We start from the raw sequence: 17579 nt of genomic DNA, 5'->3' as shown, positions 1-17579 counted from the left end.
TTTTGAATATAGCAATTGTTGTTGCAGAATTTAATAGCGAAATTACTTCTAAAATGCTTGATCTTGCTATAGAAAAAGCAGATGTGTTAAAAATGAATGTGAAATACATTAGTAAAGTACCAGGCGTATTTGATATGCCTCTCTTAATTGATACACTATTACAAAAAAAAGACGTTGATGCTGTAGTGACTCTTGGAGCCGTAATCAGAGGGCAAACAAAACATGATGAACTAATTTCACATGTAACTGCAAAAGCATTAGCAGATCTCTCGATAAAACATCAAAAACCAGTAACATTGGGAATAACTGGACCTGGAATGAGTGATAGACAAGCACACCAAAGAATACGACCTGTAGCTGAGAGAGCTATTGAAGCTGCAAAGAAACTATCTGAAGAACTGGAAAAAATCAGAAAATGATTCAATTAACAATTATAAAGATTACTGGTTATGGACCATGGACTCTGACCTTGGGTAGTGATCGAGAGCATAGACTTCAAATGCTTCAAGCATCATTGTACAAAGAAATACAAAATTTATTTTCAGAAAAAAACTGTCTTGCATTTCCTAACAGGTTTGATGAAATCTTTGTAATAACTAATGGTCTATCAATTGATGATCATGTAGAAATTCAAAGGCAACTAGTAAAATCCTTTGAGCTAGGCTTGTCCATGTCTATTGGGCAAGGAAATACTCCATTTGAAGCAAGCTCAAACGCTGACAAGGCACGACGATCTAACGCCAGTCTGAACGAAGATCATAATGTCTTTGGGTTATCGTTGAATAAAGATGATGTAGATTTAGTTCAGATTATACACATGGATGTAGATGGCTCAACCTCAGTTTCTGCAAAAAAATCACCTTATGAAGTATCTTCGCTTATCATCACCTTATATTCTGAGATGTCAAAGTTTTTCCTCCAGAGAAACTCCCTTACATTCTTCATGGGTGGGGATAATTTTATGATAATAAGTTCTGATATCAACAAGGATGAAATAACAAAGTTTCTTGAAATTGTAAAACAAAAATATGATATTTCATTTAACTGTGGAATTGGAACTGCAAAAACAGGAAGAGATGCAGCAAAATTAGCTACTCACTCATTAGATAAAATTCGTGAGCTTAGAGATTCTGGTAAAAAAGATACACGAATTCTTGAGACAACATGCTAATAAAAAATATCAGTCTGCTTTACGGTATAGAACTGGATTATATTCAAAATACCAATGTAAGAATTTCTGGAAAGAATATTGAGAAAATAGGAGTAAAACTCTTGCCTCATAAAGATGAAGCAGTATTTGATGGTGAAGGCCTATTGATGATGCCTGGACTAATCAATTCACATACGCATATTGGAGACTCTATAGCAAAAGACATAGGAATAGATGCAGACGTTGAGGAAAAGGTACATCCTGTTAGTGGATTTAAACAAAAAATCCTCAAAAATTCAGACAAATCGCACCTTACAAGCTTTGTAAAAAATTCATGTATTTCTATGGTTAAAAAAGGAATAACATCATTTGTTGATTTTCGAGAGAGAGGCATTGAAGGAATTAATCTATTAAAAAATGCCTCGTCAGATATCTCGATAAGGCCTATAATTTTAGGAAGGATTGAGTATTATCAGGATACAAGATCCATTAAAAATGATACTCCTATTCCACAACACAATAAATTGTCTCTACAAAAACTTCTGATGAATTGCGATGGACTCGGTATTAGTGGTCCAAACGAGTTTAGTAACTCTGCATTACGATATTTTGCAAAAACAAGAAAAATTCGTGCCATACACTCAGCTGAGACTGAAGAAAGTAACATAACATCAAGAAAGATATCTATGAAAACTGAGACTCAACGAGCTCTACTTGCAAAACCGAATTTCTTGGTGCATATGACATATGCTTCAAAAAAAGATCTTGTGATGGTAGTCAACAATGGGGCAAGTATTGTTGTATGCCCTAGAGCGAATGGATCTCTTGCGGAGGGCATTCCTGATGTAGATCTCATGCTTGATACTGGTTGTAACGTGGCAATTGGAACTGATAATGTAATGATAAATTCACCTGATATGTTCAGGGAAATGGATTATCTTTGGAAAGTTTCAATGGGCATTACTAAGAAAAGACTATCGCCAAAAGATATACTCAAAATGGCTACTACAAACGCTTCAAAATTTTTGGGTGGCAAAATTGGAATTATCCAAAATGGTAAAATAGCAGATTGTATATTTATTGAAAAACATTCGATTGATCTTGAACCAATGCATAATCCACACGCCTCAATAGTACAGAGAGCTTCTGAAAATACGATAAAAGCAGTGATGTATGAAGGAGAACTAGTACATGGAAAAATCTAGACCATATGTTATACTTAGTGCTGCCATTAGCATCGATGGAAAGATAGCCACCCGTACTGGAAGATCCAATCTTTCATCTAAAAAAGATCTGGTAAGAATGCATAATCTTAGGAAAAGTGTCGATGCAGTACTAATAGGAAAAAATACTGTAAATATAGATAATCCATTACTTACTGTCCGATATGTGAAGGGAAAAAATCCCATTCGTGTAATTCTTAATTCAAAAGGTAATTTGTCTCCGAAATTAAAAGTGATCAATACTGCAAAAAAAATCCATACAATACTTGTTGTATCTGAAAATGCTCCAAAAAATGTAGAACGATTTGTTGTAAAAGGAGTTGAAATAATCAGATGTGGAAAGAAAAAAATCAATATAAAAAAACTATTGAAGATACTTGGAGAAAAAGGAATCAAAAGAATTGTTGTTGAAGGTGGAGGTACCACTAACTGGTATTTTTTCAAAGAAAAACTAGTAGATGAAATTATAATTACTGTTACACCATATGTTCTAGGAGGAAGTACTGCAATTTCTCTAGTTGAAGGTATTGGATTTGGTAATGTATCTAACTCCTTTAAATTAAAAAAGATCGAGAAACTACAAAACGAAATAGTTTTACACTATGTATCTTAATGTTTTAAATCATCACGTAGCTGATCTATCTTTCCTTGTAAAGCCTTTTTCAGCTTTTCATTTTTTGAAAGATTTACTAATTTTCCACAAGTAGGACACTTGAAGGACAAATCAAGCGCCTTTTCAAAGGTCAATTTCTGACAATCTTCATTTCCACAATGATAAAAATCTGCAGAATTCTCATAATCCATTCTTTGTTGTAATCTTTCTACGATCTTCTTTTTCTGGTTCTCTATGAAATTATCTACTTCATCCTTTCTTGCTCTCCATCTGTAAACAAACCACCCCTTTTTTTCGTCTTTTACTCTTATTCCTGTTATCAGAGCCTTGCCAAAAAGATCGTACAATACTTTTCTAACTATGTTGATTCTAAGCCCAGTTGAACTTGCTATTTCTTCATCAGTAGCATCTTCTGTATTGAGAAGAGAGCGGGCAACTTTCAGATATTCATCTCCACCAATCAAGGCAGCAATTTTTACAAAAGGATCTTCATGTTCCACTGACATTGTACCTCTTCTTTTCTAATCTCTATATTTAATCAAATGGTTTCTACACGGCCGTTTTAACCTGTTTTATATAATTGCCTCAATTAGTAGTTTTATCTATCACATTTTTTCCTTTTTTTGTTGGAACTATCTCCCGTTCTGCATCGGAGTACTTTTTCTGCAGATATTGTCCTTGTGAAATTCTATCAAGTAGTATGGCAAGTGCTGAGATCTCTGAATGTGGTTGATTTCCAATTGCAATGTTATAGTCAGCCATGTCATATGCCTCTCTTGGAACCTTTTCTGCTCCAACTACAATCAAAATTTTTTCTTCTTTTTTTACTTGATCCTGTATATCATTGATGTTTTCACCATACATCGTCAAATGTACTATCTTGAACAAATCTTTCTTTTTTAATTTTATAATATCTTTCCAATTTTCAATTATTTCTACTTTGAAATCACTACCCCACATTTTGTTTACCTTGTAGACAGTCTCTATGATCTCTGGATTTGCATCATACATGTATATTTTCGATGCCCCAAATGCTCTGGATACAAGAGTGACATGTGTAGTTACTCTGTCGTCTCTCACCAGTCGTGTACCTATACGTAAAACTTCAATCTTCATAGTTTATTCTAATTTCTGGCCTGGGTGTTTCATTTTTCTTCTCTATGCTTGGTGCATTGTCTAGTGCTTGATATATCAAAGTCTTTAATTGTGCAATATTAAACCCAGTTGAAGAAGATATTGCTAGCCATTTTTTATTATTTGTTAGGTCAAGTTGACTTGACTTCTCAGATAATTCTTCTTTTGAAATCAAATCTGATTTATTTAAAACAAAAATCATCTTGTCTTTATTTACGCCAATCTCATCTAAAGTAGAAATACAGCTTTTGAATTTTTTTCTTAATTCCAAAATTGTATCACTAATATCAATTACAACTATTACAACATCTGTATAGACAAGCTCTTCGAGAGTTGACTTGAATGCTTGTACCATGTATGCTGGAAGTCTACTTATGAAGCCTACAGTATCTGAAATCAAAACCTCTGAATTTTTGAGCCTAATCTTTCGCGTGGTTGTAGAAAGAGTGGTGAAAAGTTTTGGGCTTTCTTCTTTTTCTTCCCCTGTTAATATGTTGAAAAGTGTAGTCTTTCCTGCTGATGTATAACCTGCAAGAGAGATTGTCTTAAATCCGAATCTTTTTCTTGCTTGTCTATGAAGTGCGCGTTGTGTTGATGATTTTACTAACTTTGATTTTACACCATTCATTCTGTTTTTAATATCATTAAAGTAGACATCCACTTCGAATTTTCCTATTCCCATGAATCCAGGTTGTTCTCCCATCTTGGCAAGCCTAACTTTTTCTTTGGCCCTTGACATTTCATATCTTAATTGAGCCATCTTAACTTGCAAAGTAGATTCTGAACTCTTTGCTCTTCTCTCAAAGATCTCAAGAATTAGAGCTTCTCTATCAAGTATATTCATTTTAAGAGTAGATGCCAAATTATAGTTCTGACTCGGTTTGAGTATTTCATCAAAGATTATAACATCAGGTTTGATGGTACCTAACATTTCCTTTAATTCATCTACCTTGCCTTCTCCCAGACCATATTTTGATTTGTTTAGAATTCTATGCTGTATGATTTTGCGAACTTCGTATCCTGCAGAATCACATAAGCCTAATGCCTCTTTCAGAGAATCTTCCTTATCATATGTTATGAGAATTGCAGAATCTTTCAATATTTCACTATCATCCTTCGATATCTTATTGCTTTCGCAGAGTTTTTTCTATTGTAACATCTAATACTATCTCTGCTATGTCACTTGCATACTCCGATATCCTTCGTATGTTTTCGCTCATTCTTCTAACTCTGTAGATCTCTTCTGTATCTTTCAATGTTTTCAGGCTATCTTGAACCTTCTTTTCGTATTTCGAAATTTCCGCTGTTTTTTGCACTGTTCGTTCAGCCTGATTTGAATCCTTTTTGAATAGAGACAAACAAGCCTCATCCAATACTGACAAGGTAAATACATTCATTTCATTTATCGGCTCAAGTACATTTTTCTTAATAGGCTTCTTGTATTCGAGTAGGTCTCTTGCAATGTCTGTTGCATGATCTCCTACACGTTCAATGTTTTTCACTATTAATCTATAACCCAAACAATGGTAAGGACTTTCTATTCCCATTTCATTTAACATGTGTTCATTTTGTATTGCTATCTTGAGTTGCCTCATTATGTAAAAACTAAACCTGTCAACTTCATCGTCGCTATTTATGACCTCTCTTGCTAGATCAAAATTTGCTTCTTCCTGAGCAAGTAAAGCATCATTTTGCATTGATTTTGCTATGATCAACATTCTCTTTAACGCCCCATCAACTGAAAGTTCAAACAGATTGATGAGTACTTGAATAGTTATGCCTTCTACAGAATCTGCTGTAATCTCAGTTCCCATCAGGATGCTCTTTACTGCATCTTTGATAGCATTTCTTTGAGATGGCTTTAACCTTCCAACTTTTGATTTTACGTTAATGATGGTAAATCCAAGAAGATATAGCGAGATCAGTTTTCTTACAATTGTAGAATCTTCATCTTCTGACTTAATCTCAATCGTAGCTTCTTCTGTACCAACAGATTTGCTGTGATGTTTTAACGGCACAATTTGTAAATTGGAAACTCCTTGTCTTACTACAGATACTTGATCTCCTTGCTTAAGACCCATATCTATAATCCACTGTTTTGGCAGCGAAACGATGTATGAAGACTTGCCTGTAAACTGTATTTTTCGCATTTCTTCATTTGTTCCCATATTACATAAATGATGAATTATTCTATATAGTTGTTAGGGCTTACTATATAGGTAACTTTTATTGCAAAAATAATTAACATGGATAAACTGACATATTTCATGAACTCGGTTCTTAAAATCAAATATACTTTGGATGCACTTTTTGGTCAAGGCGTATCAAAATACCTCCCAAAAGATGTGATAATTAACTACTCAAAGAAAACTGGACGAATAAAACACGTGTATCAAAATGATATCTTACTTTGTACTCTACGGACCGATGGCGGTCTTGCAATCACTCCTTTTTTTGCCCAAATCCTTTTGAAAAGTAAAAAATTCAAGGAAAACTGCCTTGAAGTAGATGATGAATCTAAGGCATTTGTTCAAGAAGGCAGCTCAGTTTTTTGTAAGCATGTAACTTGGTGTGGAAAGAACATAATGATCGGTGGAGATGTGTCGGTATTACATGATGGTAAGGTAATAGCAGTTGGTAAGGCCGTATTATCTACAAGAATGATAAAATCATTTAAAAAAGGAGTGGCTGTAAAGATCAGAGATAGTTTAAAAAGTACAAACAGTGGAGTATGAATATATCATGATGCGTGGTGGAAACCGAGAAATGCGAAGAATGTTGGACAAGATGGGTCTTGAGATGAAAGATGTCCAAAATGTCCAAGAAGTAATAATTAAGACTGATACAAAAGAGATCATAATTGCAAAGCCATCTGTTACAGAAATGAAGGCAAAAGATAACTCTATTTTTCAGATAATCGCCGAAAGTTATGAGGAAAGGGAGCTCGAGATACCTGTCTTTAGTCAAGAGGATATAATGCTTGTAGCTCAACAGGCTAACGTATCTCCTGAAAAGGCAACACAGGCATTAATTGAAGCAAAGGGAGATCTTGCAAGGGCAATATTGTTATTGACAACTATATGAAATTTGTTGATCAAAAACAACACACAAACAATCTTTAAATTTTCCAGAAAGTATTACTAGTCATATTATATCCACCACAAAACAACATTGCAGTGGCAACGGTGTCAGGTAGATCATATTTTAAATTCAGCAATATTTTAAGGAGACTCCAGATAAATTATGATTCCATATTACCAGAAGAAATAACAAGTTCTGACAGGAGATTGATTCTTACCACTATGAATGAATCTTCTAAGATACCATCTAATCTGGTTCTTTTAGATTATGAATTTAATTATCATCCTACTATTATACGAGCAAAAATAGTTGAAAAATTACAATCTGGAATTAACAATAACTCATTGGTGATAGGAATTGATCCTGGTAATAGAATAGGATTGTCAATTTTTTATTATGAAAAAGAAATTGAGAGTTCAATTTACACATCAACTGACGATCTGGTATTACACATTGTCAAAATTTTAGTAGGGATAAATGCTCAAAGAAAAATTGTCAAAATAGGCAATGGTAACATGAAAATTGCTTTACATATTGTAAACTCTCTAAATCTAAGATTTTGTTCCCATTTTGAACTAGAATTTGTAGATGAACGCAAAACATCACTGAAAATAAAAAATTTTAACAAAAGAGGTGAGCGTGATAAGATATCTGCCAGATACATCACACAAAGGGAAGGTTACAGGCACCTTGTTTTACCTCTTTCAAGAATTGGGTAAAAAGTTCAAAATCGATCAAAAACCTTTAGAAGTTTTATTTAAAGTTGATCTTTTATGCTAGATGTGAAAGGACGATAGATATTTATAGTGTTTTTCATTTTTTTCTTGAAAACTGTTTAGTTGGTAATACAGATCTAAAGTAATAATTTCACAAAAAATGCTTTAAAATTATAGAATTTCTTGATCCATGCTTAAATATTTACTATTACTATATGATAAACAGGTAACTACATATGACATGTAAAGGAATATGCACAAGATACAAAGCACAGAAGCCGGTAGGAACTGGTCGGTATGCATCAGGACAAAAAAGATGCCAAATTTGTGAAATTTTCATAAAATGGGAAGGTCTTTGGTGTCCTTGTTGTGGATATAGACTAAGAACTAAACCACGAAACCTCAAGTACAAAGCAAAACTAAGAGCTAGGGTCGAAGCTGATCAACTAGAAGCTGTTGCTGTAAAAGCAGCAGAAGTAGAAGAAATAGAGCTGGTAGAACCAATAGCAGTAAAAAAAGCTACAAAAAAGGCTAAAACTACAAAAGCCAAAACGACAAAAGTTAAGACAGTGAAGGCTATGAAAAAAGTAGCTGTTACGCCGGTAGCAATATAGGCTTAGTAAGCTGAAGTAGACTGTTGATATCGCGAATCGGTTATACAAAAAAAACCGTAACGGTGAATCATCGTGATTTCTTGGTACAGATAGTTCCATACGATAATGGAAATTTTATTTCTATTTCTGAGGGAAAGGAAAGAATAGGAACGCTCGTTGTTTCTATTAGTTCTGGTGGTCGTGTAAGTACAGCTGCTGTAATACCATCGAAATCAGATACGCTTTTTCTTAAGATGGTTTCAGAGCGTGTAGCATCAACAATAAATGGAATCTGCATTTTTTCACTAAATATTGAGAAAGATTTAGATCTTGATAGTATGAAAGTTCTAATGAATGAATTAATGGAGATTATCAAACAATGACTTGTGATATGAGAAGCTATCTAGATCTTATCAACAAAAATGGTGAATTGGCTGTAGTAAAAAAGAAAGTTTCTCCAAAATTTGAAATTGCGGCAGTAACTGCCAAAATGGACGGCTCAAAAGCACTGTTATTTGAAAATGTTAAAGATAGCAAATTTCGCGTGGTTTCAAATTTGGTTGGAACACGAAAAAGATTTGCTCATGCAGTTGGTACAGTTGATACCAAGATACATGAAAAAGTAATTTCTGCTATAAAACATGCGTCAAAACCAAAAATAACCACGAAAGCAAAATTCATGGAAAATCAATCAAGAGATCTTTTTACTCTACCTATAGTTACTCATTTTGATAAAGAGCCAGGGCCTTTCATTACATCATCAATCATATATACTAAAAATCAGGAAATGGGTACACAAAATTCATCATTTAATAGATTATTGAGAATAGATGAAAAACATTTCTCAATTAGAATGGTGGAGGGAAGACATCTTCATAGAACTTTTGTTTATGCAAAAGAACACGGTGAAGATCTTAAGGTTGCCATCTCTATCGGTGTACATCCGGCCATTTCAATTGCAGGTGCATATCAAGCTGATTGGGGAAAAGATGAACTTGAGATCGCAAATGAACTGCTTGGAAAGAAACTTACTCTTTCCAAGTCGCCTTATTCTCAAATGCTGGTTCCATCTGAATCAGAAATAATCATAGAAGGAAGAATTCTCAAGGACAGGACACATAAAGAATGGATGGTAGAAATGCTTCGAACATATGATTTCAAAAGAGCCCAGCCTGTTTTTGAGCTTGATAGAATATACTTTAGAAATAATCCTATCTTTCATGATATACTAGCTGGCTTTGGAGAACATCAATTATTGATGGGCATGCCTATTGAAGCTAAGATGAACAAGGAACTAAAACAAGCCCTACCACAAACCAGAAATGTAGTACTAACTGAGGGTGGCTGTAAATGGTTGCACGCCGTAGTTCAGATTTCTAAAAAACGAGATTCAGATCCCAAAAAAGCAATTGACGCTGCCTTTTCTGCTCATCGTTCTCTTAAAAACGTAGTAATAGTTGATGATGATATTGATCCATCAGATCCTGTTGCAGTAGAATATGCAATGGCTACCAGATTTCAAGCAGATAAAGATCTAGTGATAGTACCAAATGTACGAGGTTCTAGTCTAGATCCTTCGAGTGATCAAAAGAATCTTCGTACTACCAAGATGGGAGTAGATGCGACCAAGCCATTTTCAAAAAGGGCTGAAGGATTTGAGATTGCTAAAATTCTAGGCGAAGAAAATATATCGCTAAAAAAATACTTTAAATAAATTTTAAAGTGTAGAATCGATCATTAGTGCAATAAATAATATTGCAAGGTATGGACTTGAAAACTTGAATAGTGTCCATGATGCCTTCTCGGATGGTTTTACAAGTAGCCACACGCTTAATGCAATCATTATTGCACCTGAAACAATCGCTGTATATAGATACACTTCATGAAATAGGTGTTTTCCAGATATACCTGTCATGAAAAATGGAATGACACTAAAAAGAACCATCATGAGAGTAGTCCCAGCAATTACTCGGACTGATGTCTTTTCAGACTCTACGGCAGTCAGCATTGGGACATTAACTTTGTTATAATCGTCCTTGACATGAAGTGTAAGACTCCATATGTGCATTGGAATCCAAACAAAGACTAGTCCAGCCATTACTAATCCTAGATCCCATAAACCTGTAGTTGTGACTGCAACATAACCGATCATTGCAGGCGCTCCTCCTGAAAAACCCCCTAAAACAATGTTTGTTCTACTTCTTCTTTTTAGTAATTTACTATAAACTAGAATATTGTCAGCAAGTCCAAATGCCATGAAAATGCCTGCCCACATATTTATGGCAAAAGCACTGACTAGGGATATTGCAGCAAGAATTAATCCGAAATATAATGCCTTTTCGGCAGGAAAAATTCTCCTACTTGGAATGGGCCTATCTTTTGTTCTTTCCATTATTGCATCAATATCTCTGTCATTATAGTTTGTCAGTGTATTTGCAGAGGCAGAACCAGCTATTACACTTCCTATGACAAGACACCATGTTAACGGAGATATTGGAATATGATACAAATTCGATGCCGTGAAGGCTGCTCCTATCGCAGTAAAAACAAGGAGATACCATATCTTCGGCTTGGTAACCTCATAGTATACCTTAATTCTTGAACTGGCTTTTGTTGTTAGCACACTCTTACTTCCATTTGGATCTTATTACTTATTTATAGGTTGAATAGACCAATCATTTTGCTGGCTTGTAAGGCATAGGCTTTGTAGTTCTTTTCATTTCGATGAAACTCTCAGAACGCTGGACTCCTTGAATTCTTCCAAGCCTTTCAGATATTAATCGATGCATCTCATCAAGGTTTTTGGCATACATGGTTACAATGATGTCAAATCTTCCAGTCACCTCTGAAATTTCTCTTACCTCTGGAATCTTCATTAACTCTTCAATCACATTATCTCTCATTTTAGAGTCCATGTTTATCCCAGTGAGCGCTTTTACTGTGTAACCTAATTCTCTATCATTTACCACTATTGTAAAACGTTCGATGAGTTTTCTCTTGACTAGTCTCTTAATCCTGCTATATACCACAGATGAATTTACATTAATCTTCTTTGAAATCCGTGGAACTGATATGTTTGCATCCTGTGATAATTCTGATAAAATTATCATATCTAAATCATCAACTTTTGTCATCAAAATACAGATTATTGTGAATAAATGGATCTTATTAAAGTTGTTAGTATAAAATTTCTATAATTCAGTAATTTGTTAAATGTAACCTTTCTTGTATAGCATTTCTGCTAATAAGACTGCGCCTTTTGCGGAACCCATTTTTTCATTATGTGAGAACAACACATACTTTATGCCATTATCAAATACTGTGTCCTCTCTTAATCTTCCTACTACTGTAGTCATTCCTTCATTAATCTCTCTGTCTAGTCTTGGTTGTGGTCTTGTGGGATCATCATTAACCATCAAGTATTCTTTTGGAGCAGAAGGCAATCCCATAGTGCTTACATTGTTTGAGAAGTCTTGCATGGCTTTCTTTACTGTTTCTGGATCTACATGAGTAGCAGTCTCAACAAAGACAGTTTCGGTATGGCCATCTAATACTGGAACTCTTGTACATGTACAACTAACTTTCATCTTTGCTGGGTCAATTTTTCCATCTATGAATTTTCCAAGTATTTTACCTGTCTCTAATCTCACTTTATCTTCTTCTTTTGGTATGAATGGAATTATGTTATCTGTAATATCCAGTGCAGAAACACCAGGTGATCTACCTGCACCTGACATTGCTTGCATGGATGTCATGATTATTTTTTGAGCACCAAACTGGTCTAAAAGCGGTCTCATTGTTATTGCTAGTCCTGTTGTTGTACAATTTGGTAATGGCGCTACAAATCCTTTCCAACCTCGATTTTTCCTTTGGATATCTAATAATCCTATGTGATCGTCATTTATTCCGGGAATCAAAATGGGAACATCTGCTTCATATCTGTATGCTGCAGAAGTGCTTATGACTGGAACATACTTTGCAAATTTTGTTTCTATGTCTCTTGCTGCTTCACTTTCTACTGAACTAAAAATCAAATCAAAATTTTCTGGGTTGATATCATCTACAGCATCCACTGTCATATTTTTCACATATTCTGGTATGGGTTCTCGTAAATGCCATTTCAAAATGCCACTGTTTGGATCTCTGATTGCATCTACAAATTTTTTCTTTGCTGATCGCTCAGATGCAGCTATTTGTTTTACCTCAAACCATGGATGTTTGTTCAAAGATAGGACAAATTCTTGTCCTACTGCACCAGTAACTCCAATAATGGCTACACGTTTCATAAACAAATTAGTTCCTATACAATTAATATTCTTTTAGAAGCGCAAGCAAAACACAACTAAATACTGTTATTAGTATTTGAAAAATATGCGGATTAGAGTAGAAAAGGCCATAGCAAATCATAAAGTAGCTGCTCATGGAGGTATGTTTTCAAATGGCCTAAAACATAGCTTGAGACTATTAGATTTTAGTTCAAATGTTAATCCTCTCGGATTTCCACCAAAAGTCAAAAATGTTTTCAAAAATACTTCTCATGTTTCTATCTATCCAGATCCTAATTCTAACAACCTAAGAATTCACCTTCAAAAATATACTGGAGTCCCAACAAATCAGATTATAGTAGGAAATGGGGCTACAGAAATAATCTATAATTTTTGTGCTACATTTTTACGAAATCAAAAAGTGCTGATTCCAATTCCTACATTTAGTGAATATGAATCCGCTGCAAAATTAAATGGAGCTATACTCTATTTTTTTAAAACAATGAATCTAAACAAAAACTTATCAAAATTTCAAGATGCCATTTCAAAGAAAAATTGTGTTTTCATATGCAACCCAAATAATCCTACAGGTGTACTAATGAAGAAAAAAAACATGCTAAAGATTGTAGAATCAGCATATGACAAATCTGCAATGGTTTTTCTTGACGAATGCTTTATTGAATTGGTACCTGATGGTAATGAGAGTGTTATTTCTCATATGAAAGAATTTGATAATCTCTTCATTCTCAGATCTTTGACAAAGTCGTTTGGATTGGCAGGATTAAGAATTGGATATGGACTTGGCAATAAAAAAATAATTGAAATCCTACAAAAAATAAAAATTCCATGGAATATTAGTGGGATTGCACAACAATCATCCATCAACGCATTATCTGACAGGTCACATTTGCCAAAGACTCTGAATATCATTCGAAAAGAATCAAAATTTCTTATAGACTCTATATCGAAGATCCGGGGTTTTACTTGTTACAATTCTGATACAAACTTTATCCTGATAAAATCGAAAACAAAATCAAAACAAATTCAAAATAGATTACTAAAAAAGAATATTCTCATAAGAGATTGTAGTACATTTCGAGGATTGAATGATGACTTCATAAGAATTGCAGTTCGAACTCACAAAGAAAATCTTCACCTAATTGAGGCATTACGAGAATCATGACCGCAAAAACTTTAATGATACAGGGTACTGCTTCAGGGGCTGGAAAAACAACTCTAGTGACCGCACTTTGTAGAATTTTCTCTGATGAAGGATATAAAGTGGCTCCGTTCAAGTCTCAAAACATGTCTGCCTATTCTTATGTTGGTAATGGATTTGAGATCTCAAGAGCACAAGCCATTCAGGCAATGGCTGCAAGAACAGAAGTAATGCCAATAATGAATCCCATTCTATTAAAACCTCTTGGAAATTATAAAAGTGAAATTTTTGTAAATGGTATATCACATGGTAAAATGTATGCTAGAGATTATTACAAAAAATTTGTACTCTCAACAGGACTTGTCGAATCAAAGAATGCACTTGACCAATTGATAAAAACAAATGATATTGTAATACTGGAAGGAGCAGGATCCCCATCAGAAATAAACTTACAGAGATATGACATTGCTAATATGAGAATGGCAGAGTATTGTAAATCACCAGTAATTTTGGTAACTGACATAGATAAGGGTGGAAGTTTTGCTAGTCTTATAGGAACCTTATCACTTCTTGATAAACAGCATCAAAAACTTGTCAAAGGGTTTGTCATAAACAAGTTTAGAGGAGATATTGCTATACTGTATCCAAGTTATTCTATATTGAAAAAGAAAACCATGAAACCGGTAATTGGTACAATTCCACTAATTGAATTTGATATTCCAGAAGAGGATTCTTTGTACGCAAATCCGAAACAAGTCTCATGGACAAAAAGATATCTAAAAACACTTGACAAAGAAATTAATCATTTGGCTTTAACTGTGAAAAAAAATCTGGATATGAAAAAAATACGAGGCATGTTAAATTGATTCTAATACCAATAATTGCAGTTATGTTTGCACTTGCACTTGATCTTATTTTTGGAGATCCAACAAATCGATATCATCCAACTGTTTGGATGGGCAAATTGATTGGCAAGTCTATACCGTACATAAAATCACAAAATCCAATAACTGACAAAATTAATGGAATTCTTCTTCTTGTTTTGTTGATAACAATGGTATCCATTTTAATTGCTTCATTATCATATTCGTTAAAGTATATAGAAAATCTCGATTTGAGTATACTTTATAAAATTTTATTCATGGGTGCAAGCATTGTCCTAGTAGGAATTCTTCTAAAGACTACTATCGCAATAAAGGGAATGGAAGAACATGCCTCAAAAATTATGAATTCTATATCGAAAAATGACCTAGATGGTGCTAGAGTACAACTTTCGATGATAGTAAAGCGTGATACCAAGAATTTGGATAAACAGCATGTAATTTCTGCAACACTAGAAAGCATTAGCGAAAACATCGTTGACGGAATAACTGGTCCGCTCTTCTATTTTTCAATTTTTGGTTTGATTGGTGCGTTTGTCTATAGAACTGTAAACACTGCAGACTCTATGATAGGATACAAAACGGAAATATTTAGAAACATAGGTTGGTTTACTGCGAACTGTGATAAAATACTTAATTTTCTTCCCTCGAGACTCACAAGTCTTGTAATGGTATTTTCCTGTATTGTACTAAAGGAAGATTGGAAACACTCTATTCATATTATGAAAAGAGATGGTCCAAAGACTGAAAGTCCAAACGCTGGTTATCCAATGGCTACTCTGGCTGGTGCACTTGGAATAAAATTTGAAAAGATGGAACATTATGTACTAGGTGATGGTAATTCTGAGATAACTGAAAGACATTTTAGAGCTACGATTTCTATAATGAAGGTAACTACAATATTGTTCGTTTTATTTTTTACAGTTCCTGTGATTTTGCTTTTGTCATATCTTGGGTTGATGATTTAATGTTTAAGGGAATATCATCAGTAGTATCATTTCTAACCATTATCCCTTCTAAGAATAGCGAACTAGAAACTGTAGCGAAAAACATGTATCTTTTTCCAGTTGCGGGAGCTTTGATTGGCCTAATTATTGGTGCATCAGGTTATGGGTTATCGTTATTTCTACAACCATTGATTACTGGCTTGATCTTAACTGGAGCACTTGCTATAATCACCGGAATGCATCATACTGATGCACTCTGTGATTTTGCAGATGGAATTATGGCAAAGGGAACAAAAGAAAAAAAACTTCAAGCAATGAGAGACCCAGCAGTTGGCTCTGCAGGTGTAATGACAGTTGTTCTATATGCAGGAGGTATGATACTAGCTATCTCCATGATCAAGGGTTTTGCATTGTTTGAGGCAATACTGTTAAGTGAACTCATGGCTAAACTATCAATGGTAATACAGGCAAATCGTGGGCTTTCTGCTTGGCAAGGACTCAGTTCGCCATTTACCCAATATATGAAGGATCCGCGAAAACTTGTTGTAGCTGTACTATTGACAATAACACCGGCTGTAATTTTGGCAGGAGTTACAGGCGTATTTGTAGTAATATCCTGTGTAGGATTATCTTTTCTATTGCTTGTCATTGCAAACAGAAGCTTTGGAGGAATTTCAGGTGATGTGTTTGGTGCAAGCAATGAGTTAGTAAGATTGGCATCACTACTGATTTTTGCATCTGTATGATAGGACTAGTTATGTGTGGAGGTAAGGGTACCCGAATGAAATCCTCTAAGGAAAAATTACTTTTACTTTATAAAAAACCATTGATAGAACATGTTCTAAATGCTTTAGAAAATTCAGAAATATTCTCTAATATAGTATGTGCTACAAGTAATAATGCTCCAAGGACTCGTGAGTTTGTTTCTAGTTTGGGTTTTGATACATTAGAAACAAATGGAAATGGATATGTCACTGATCTAGGAGAATCTCTGTTAAAGTTCAATGAACCAATTTTTGTAACTTCTGGAGACATGCCTCTTTTAGATCCTGAGATAATTAAAAAAATTGTAAAACTAGTAAATGAAGAAAATGCGTGGACAAGCATATTGATACGAAAAAATTTTCTTCAATCTCTTGGATTGGAAGCAGAATTTTTTGTTAATTATGGTGGTGAAGAATATGTCTATACTGGAATTTCTATAGTAGATCCTAAACAGATAAACAACATACAAACTGTGAAGGAGTCTTACGTTATTCTTGATGATAAAAGAATAGCTACCAACCTGAATACAAAGAAAGATTATGACTTAATCTGTGCTACCTAAAACTTTTCCATTTACTTTTGCGATGGAGCCAGTTGGCTCTGCTAAAGTATTACCACATGCCTTGCACGTAACTACTGACGAAACATGCGAATAAACAACACTCTCTTCTCCACATTCTTTACACTGTACTCTCTGGAATTTACTTCCTGGTTTTGGTATCCAAATATGAGCTCTTTTCATTATGCAACTAACTCCAATTTTCTCAGTCTTATTCCAGATACATTCCACTTCTTCTTACATTCTGGACATGTCATGATAGGTGTAATCTTCTTAGTAGTCTTTGCTGGCTTTGCTAACTTTGGAAATTTCTGACCGCCATAACCTTTCTTGTCTTCGGCATGTCTTCTTTCACCGATAGCAGAACCTCTTCTCTTTCCCGCCTTGTATATGGAGACCTTGTGTAACGTATGTTTCTTACACTTGGGGCAATACCTATTGATCTCCTTCGGCATGTTCATAAAAAATGAGCTACGTTGACCGTAATTTAAAC

24 protein-coding genes are annotated in these 17579 nt (G+C 34.4%); 15 read left to right on the top strand and 9 right to left on the bottom strand.

Annotated elements, in window-relative coordinates:
* The first annotated feature begins 2 nt into the window (after positions 1-2).
* Genes ribH through BQ3481_RS08090 form a run of 4 tightly spaced genes read left to right on the top strand, consistent with a single transcriptional unit; the run spans position 3 to position 2986 of the window.
* Positions 3-419, top strand: a complete 417-nt coding sequence (gene ribH, locus BQ3481_RS08105; RefSeq protein ID WP_157927810.1) for a 6,7-dimethyl-8-ribityllumazine synthase — start codon at positions 3-5, stop codon at positions 417-419.
* The gene (locus BQ3481_RS08100; protein WP_157927809.1) at positions 416-1171 is read left to right on the top strand and encodes a GTP cyclohydrolase IIa; all 756 of its coding nucleotides are present in this window, start codon (positions 416-418) and stop codon (positions 1169-1171) included. Before ribH ends, BQ3481_RS08100 begins: the two co-directional genes overlap by 4 nt.
* Complete coding sequence (locus tag BQ3481_RS08095; protein ID WP_157927808.1) at positions 1165-2355, top strand: amidohydrolase family protein; 1191 nt, start codon at positions 1165-1167, stop codon at positions 2353-2355. Before BQ3481_RS08100 ends, BQ3481_RS08095 begins: the two co-directional genes overlap by 7 nt.
* Positions 2342-2986 (top strand): 2,5-diamino-6-(ribosylamino)-4(3H)-pyrimidinone 5'-phosphate reductase, encoded by a 645-nt coding sequence (locus tag BQ3481_RS08090; protein ID WP_157927807.1) that lies wholly within the window; start codon positions 2342-2344, stop codon positions 2984-2986. The genes BQ3481_RS08095 and BQ3481_RS08090 overlap by 14 nt, the downstream gene beginning before the upstream one ends.
* Here the strand turns inward: BQ3481_RS08090 and BQ3481_RS08085 are convergent.
* From BQ3481_RS08085 to BQ3481_RS08070, 4 genes are all read right to left on the bottom strand, one after another.
* Positions 2983-3492 carry a transcription factor gene (locus BQ3481_RS08085; RefSeq protein WP_157927806.1) on the bottom strand — a complete coding sequence of 170 codons (510 nt, stop codon included), beginning with the start codon at positions 3490-3492 and terminating at the stop codon, positions 2983-2985. The two genes, BQ3481_RS08090 and BQ3481_RS08085, sit on opposite strands and share 4 nt — an antisense overlap.
* Positions 3493-3571: 79 nt before the next feature.
* Complete coding sequence (locus BQ3481_RS08080) at positions 3572-4102, bottom strand: tRNA (cytidine(56)-2'-O)-methyltransferase (RefSeq protein WP_157927805.1); 531 nt, start codon at positions 4100-4102, stop codon at positions 3572-3574.
* The gene (gene hflX, locus BQ3481_RS08075) at positions 4092-5219 is read right to left on the bottom strand and encodes a GTPase HflX (RefSeq protein WP_157927804.1); all 1128 of its coding nucleotides are present in this window, start codon (positions 5217-5219) and stop codon (positions 4092-4094) included. The genes BQ3481_RS08080 and hflX overlap by 11 nt, the downstream gene beginning before the upstream one ends.
* Before the next feature lie 25 nt (positions 5220-5244).
* On the bottom strand, positions 5245-6288 hold the full coding sequence (locus BQ3481_RS08070) for a phosphate uptake regulator PhoU (protein WP_157927803.1): 1044 nt from the start codon (positions 6286-6288) through the stop codon (positions 5245-5247).
* 99 nt (positions 6289-6387) lie between these two features.
* Between BQ3481_RS08070 and BQ3481_RS08065 the strand changes: the two genes are divergently transcribed.
* From BQ3481_RS08065 to BQ3481_RS08040, 6 genes are all read left to right on the top strand, one after another.
* Positions 6388-6855 (top strand): PUA domain-containing protein, encoded by a 468-nt coding sequence (locus BQ3481_RS08065; protein WP_157927802.1) that lies wholly within the window; start codon positions 6388-6390, stop codon positions 6853-6855.
* Between the two features lie 7 nt (positions 6856-6862).
* Complete coding sequence (locus tag BQ3481_RS08060) at positions 6863-7204, top strand: nascent polypeptide-associated complex protein (RefSeq protein WP_157927801.1); 342 nt, start codon at positions 6863-6865, stop codon at positions 7202-7204.
* A gap of 101 nt (positions 7205-7305) precedes the next feature.
* Entirely contained in the window at positions 7306-7920 is a 615-nt protein-coding gene (locus BQ3481_RS08055; protein ID WP_231911768.1) for a hypothetical protein, read from the top strand.
* Between the two features lie 233 nt (positions 7921-8153).
* A complete protein-coding gene (locus tag BQ3481_RS11750) occupies positions 8154-8531 on the top strand; it encodes a hypothetical protein (protein WP_231911767.1) in 378 nt (125 codons plus the stop codon).
* Positions 8532-8554: 23 nt separating this feature from the next.
* The gene (locus BQ3481_RS08045) at positions 8555-8893 is read left to right on the top strand and encodes a hypothetical protein (RefSeq protein WP_157927800.1); all 339 of its coding nucleotides are present in this window, start codon (positions 8555-8557) and stop codon (positions 8891-8893) included.
* Positions 8894-8901: 8 nt separating this feature from the next.
* On the top strand, positions 8902-10224 hold the full coding sequence (locus BQ3481_RS08040; RefSeq protein ID WP_394336721.1) for a UbiD family decarboxylase: 1323 nt from the start codon (positions 8902-8904) through the stop codon (positions 10222-10224).
* Between the two features lie 3 nt (positions 10225-10227).
* Here BQ3481_RS08040 and BQ3481_RS08035 read toward each other — a convergent pair whose 3' ends face one another.
* The 3 genes from BQ3481_RS08035 to asd all read right to left on the bottom strand — a co-directional run bounded on the left by BQ3481_RS08035 (position 10228) and on the right by asd (position 12802).
* Positions 10228-11133 (bottom strand): heme o synthase, encoded by a 906-nt coding sequence (locus BQ3481_RS08035; RefSeq protein ID WP_157927798.1) that lies wholly within the window; start codon positions 11131-11133, stop codon positions 10228-10230.
* Between the two features lie 52 nt (positions 11134-11185).
* Positions 11186-11644 carry an Lrp/AsnC family transcriptional regulator gene (locus BQ3481_RS08030; protein ID WP_157927797.1) on the bottom strand — a complete coding sequence of 153 codons (459 nt, stop codon included), beginning with the start codon at positions 11642-11644 and terminating at the stop codon, positions 11186-11188.
* Positions 11645-11719: 75 nt separating this feature from the next.
* On the bottom strand, positions 11720-12802 hold the full coding sequence (gene asd, locus BQ3481_RS08025) for an aspartate-semialdehyde dehydrogenase (RefSeq protein ID WP_157927796.1): 1083 nt from the start codon (positions 12800-12802) through the stop codon (positions 11720-11722).
* 79 nt (positions 12803-12881) lie between these two features.
* Between asd and hisC the strand changes: the two genes are divergently transcribed.
* Genes hisC through BQ3481_RS08000 form a run of 5 tightly spaced genes read left to right on the top strand, consistent with a single transcriptional unit; the run spans position 12882 to position 17089 of the window.
* Positions 12882-13958: a histidinol-phosphate transaminase gene (gene hisC, locus BQ3481_RS08020; protein ID WP_157927795.1), complete on the top strand. Its 1077-nt coding sequence runs from the start codon at positions 12882-12884 to the stop codon at positions 13956-13958.
* Positions 13955-14800, top strand: a complete 846-nt coding sequence (locus BQ3481_RS08015; protein ID WP_231911766.1) for a cobyric acid synthase — start codon at positions 13955-13957, stop codon at positions 14798-14800. Before hisC ends, BQ3481_RS08015 begins: the two co-directional genes overlap by 4 nt.
* Positions 14797-15783 (top strand): cobalamin biosynthesis protein, encoded by a 987-nt coding sequence (locus BQ3481_RS08010; protein WP_157927794.1) that lies wholly within the window; start codon positions 14797-14799, stop codon positions 15781-15783. Before BQ3481_RS08015 ends, BQ3481_RS08010 begins: the two co-directional genes overlap by 4 nt.
* A complete protein-coding gene (gene cobS / locus BQ3481_RS08005) occupies positions 15783-16508 on the top strand; it encodes an adenosylcobinamide-GDP ribazoletransferase (protein ID WP_157927793.1) in 726 nt (241 codons plus the stop codon). The genes BQ3481_RS08010 and cobS overlap by 1 nt, the downstream gene beginning before the upstream one ends.
* Complete coding sequence (locus BQ3481_RS08000; RefSeq protein WP_157927792.1) at positions 16505-17089, top strand: NTP transferase domain-containing protein; 585 nt, start codon at positions 16505-16507, stop codon at positions 17087-17089. Before cobS ends, BQ3481_RS08000 begins: the two co-directional genes overlap by 4 nt.
* On the opposite strand, the gene BQ3481_RS07995 is transcribed toward BQ3481_RS08000, so the two are convergent.
* Both BQ3481_RS07995 and BQ3481_RS07990 read right to left on the bottom strand, forming a co-directional pair.
* Positions 17072-17269, bottom strand: a complete 198-nt coding sequence (locus BQ3481_RS07995) for a 30S ribosomal protein S27e (protein WP_157927791.1) — start codon at positions 17267-17269, stop codon at positions 17072-17074. The genes BQ3481_RS08000 and BQ3481_RS07995 overlap by 18 nt on opposite strands.
* On the bottom strand, positions 17269-17547 hold the full coding sequence (locus BQ3481_RS07990; protein ID WP_148694640.1) for a 50S ribosomal protein L44e: 279 nt from the start codon (positions 17545-17547) through the stop codon (positions 17269-17271). Before BQ3481_RS07990 ends, BQ3481_RS07995 begins: the two co-directional genes overlap by 1 nt.
* Positions 17548-17579 lie beyond the last annotated feature (32 nt).

This window comes from Candidatus Nitrosotalea okcheonensis (assembly GCF_900177045.1).
Classification (GTDB): Archaea; Thermoproteota; Nitrososphaeria; order Nitrososphaerales; family Nitrosopumilaceae; genus Nitrosotalea; species Nitrosotalea okcheonensis.
This window is presented reverse-complemented; position numbering and strand designations above follow the sequence as displayed.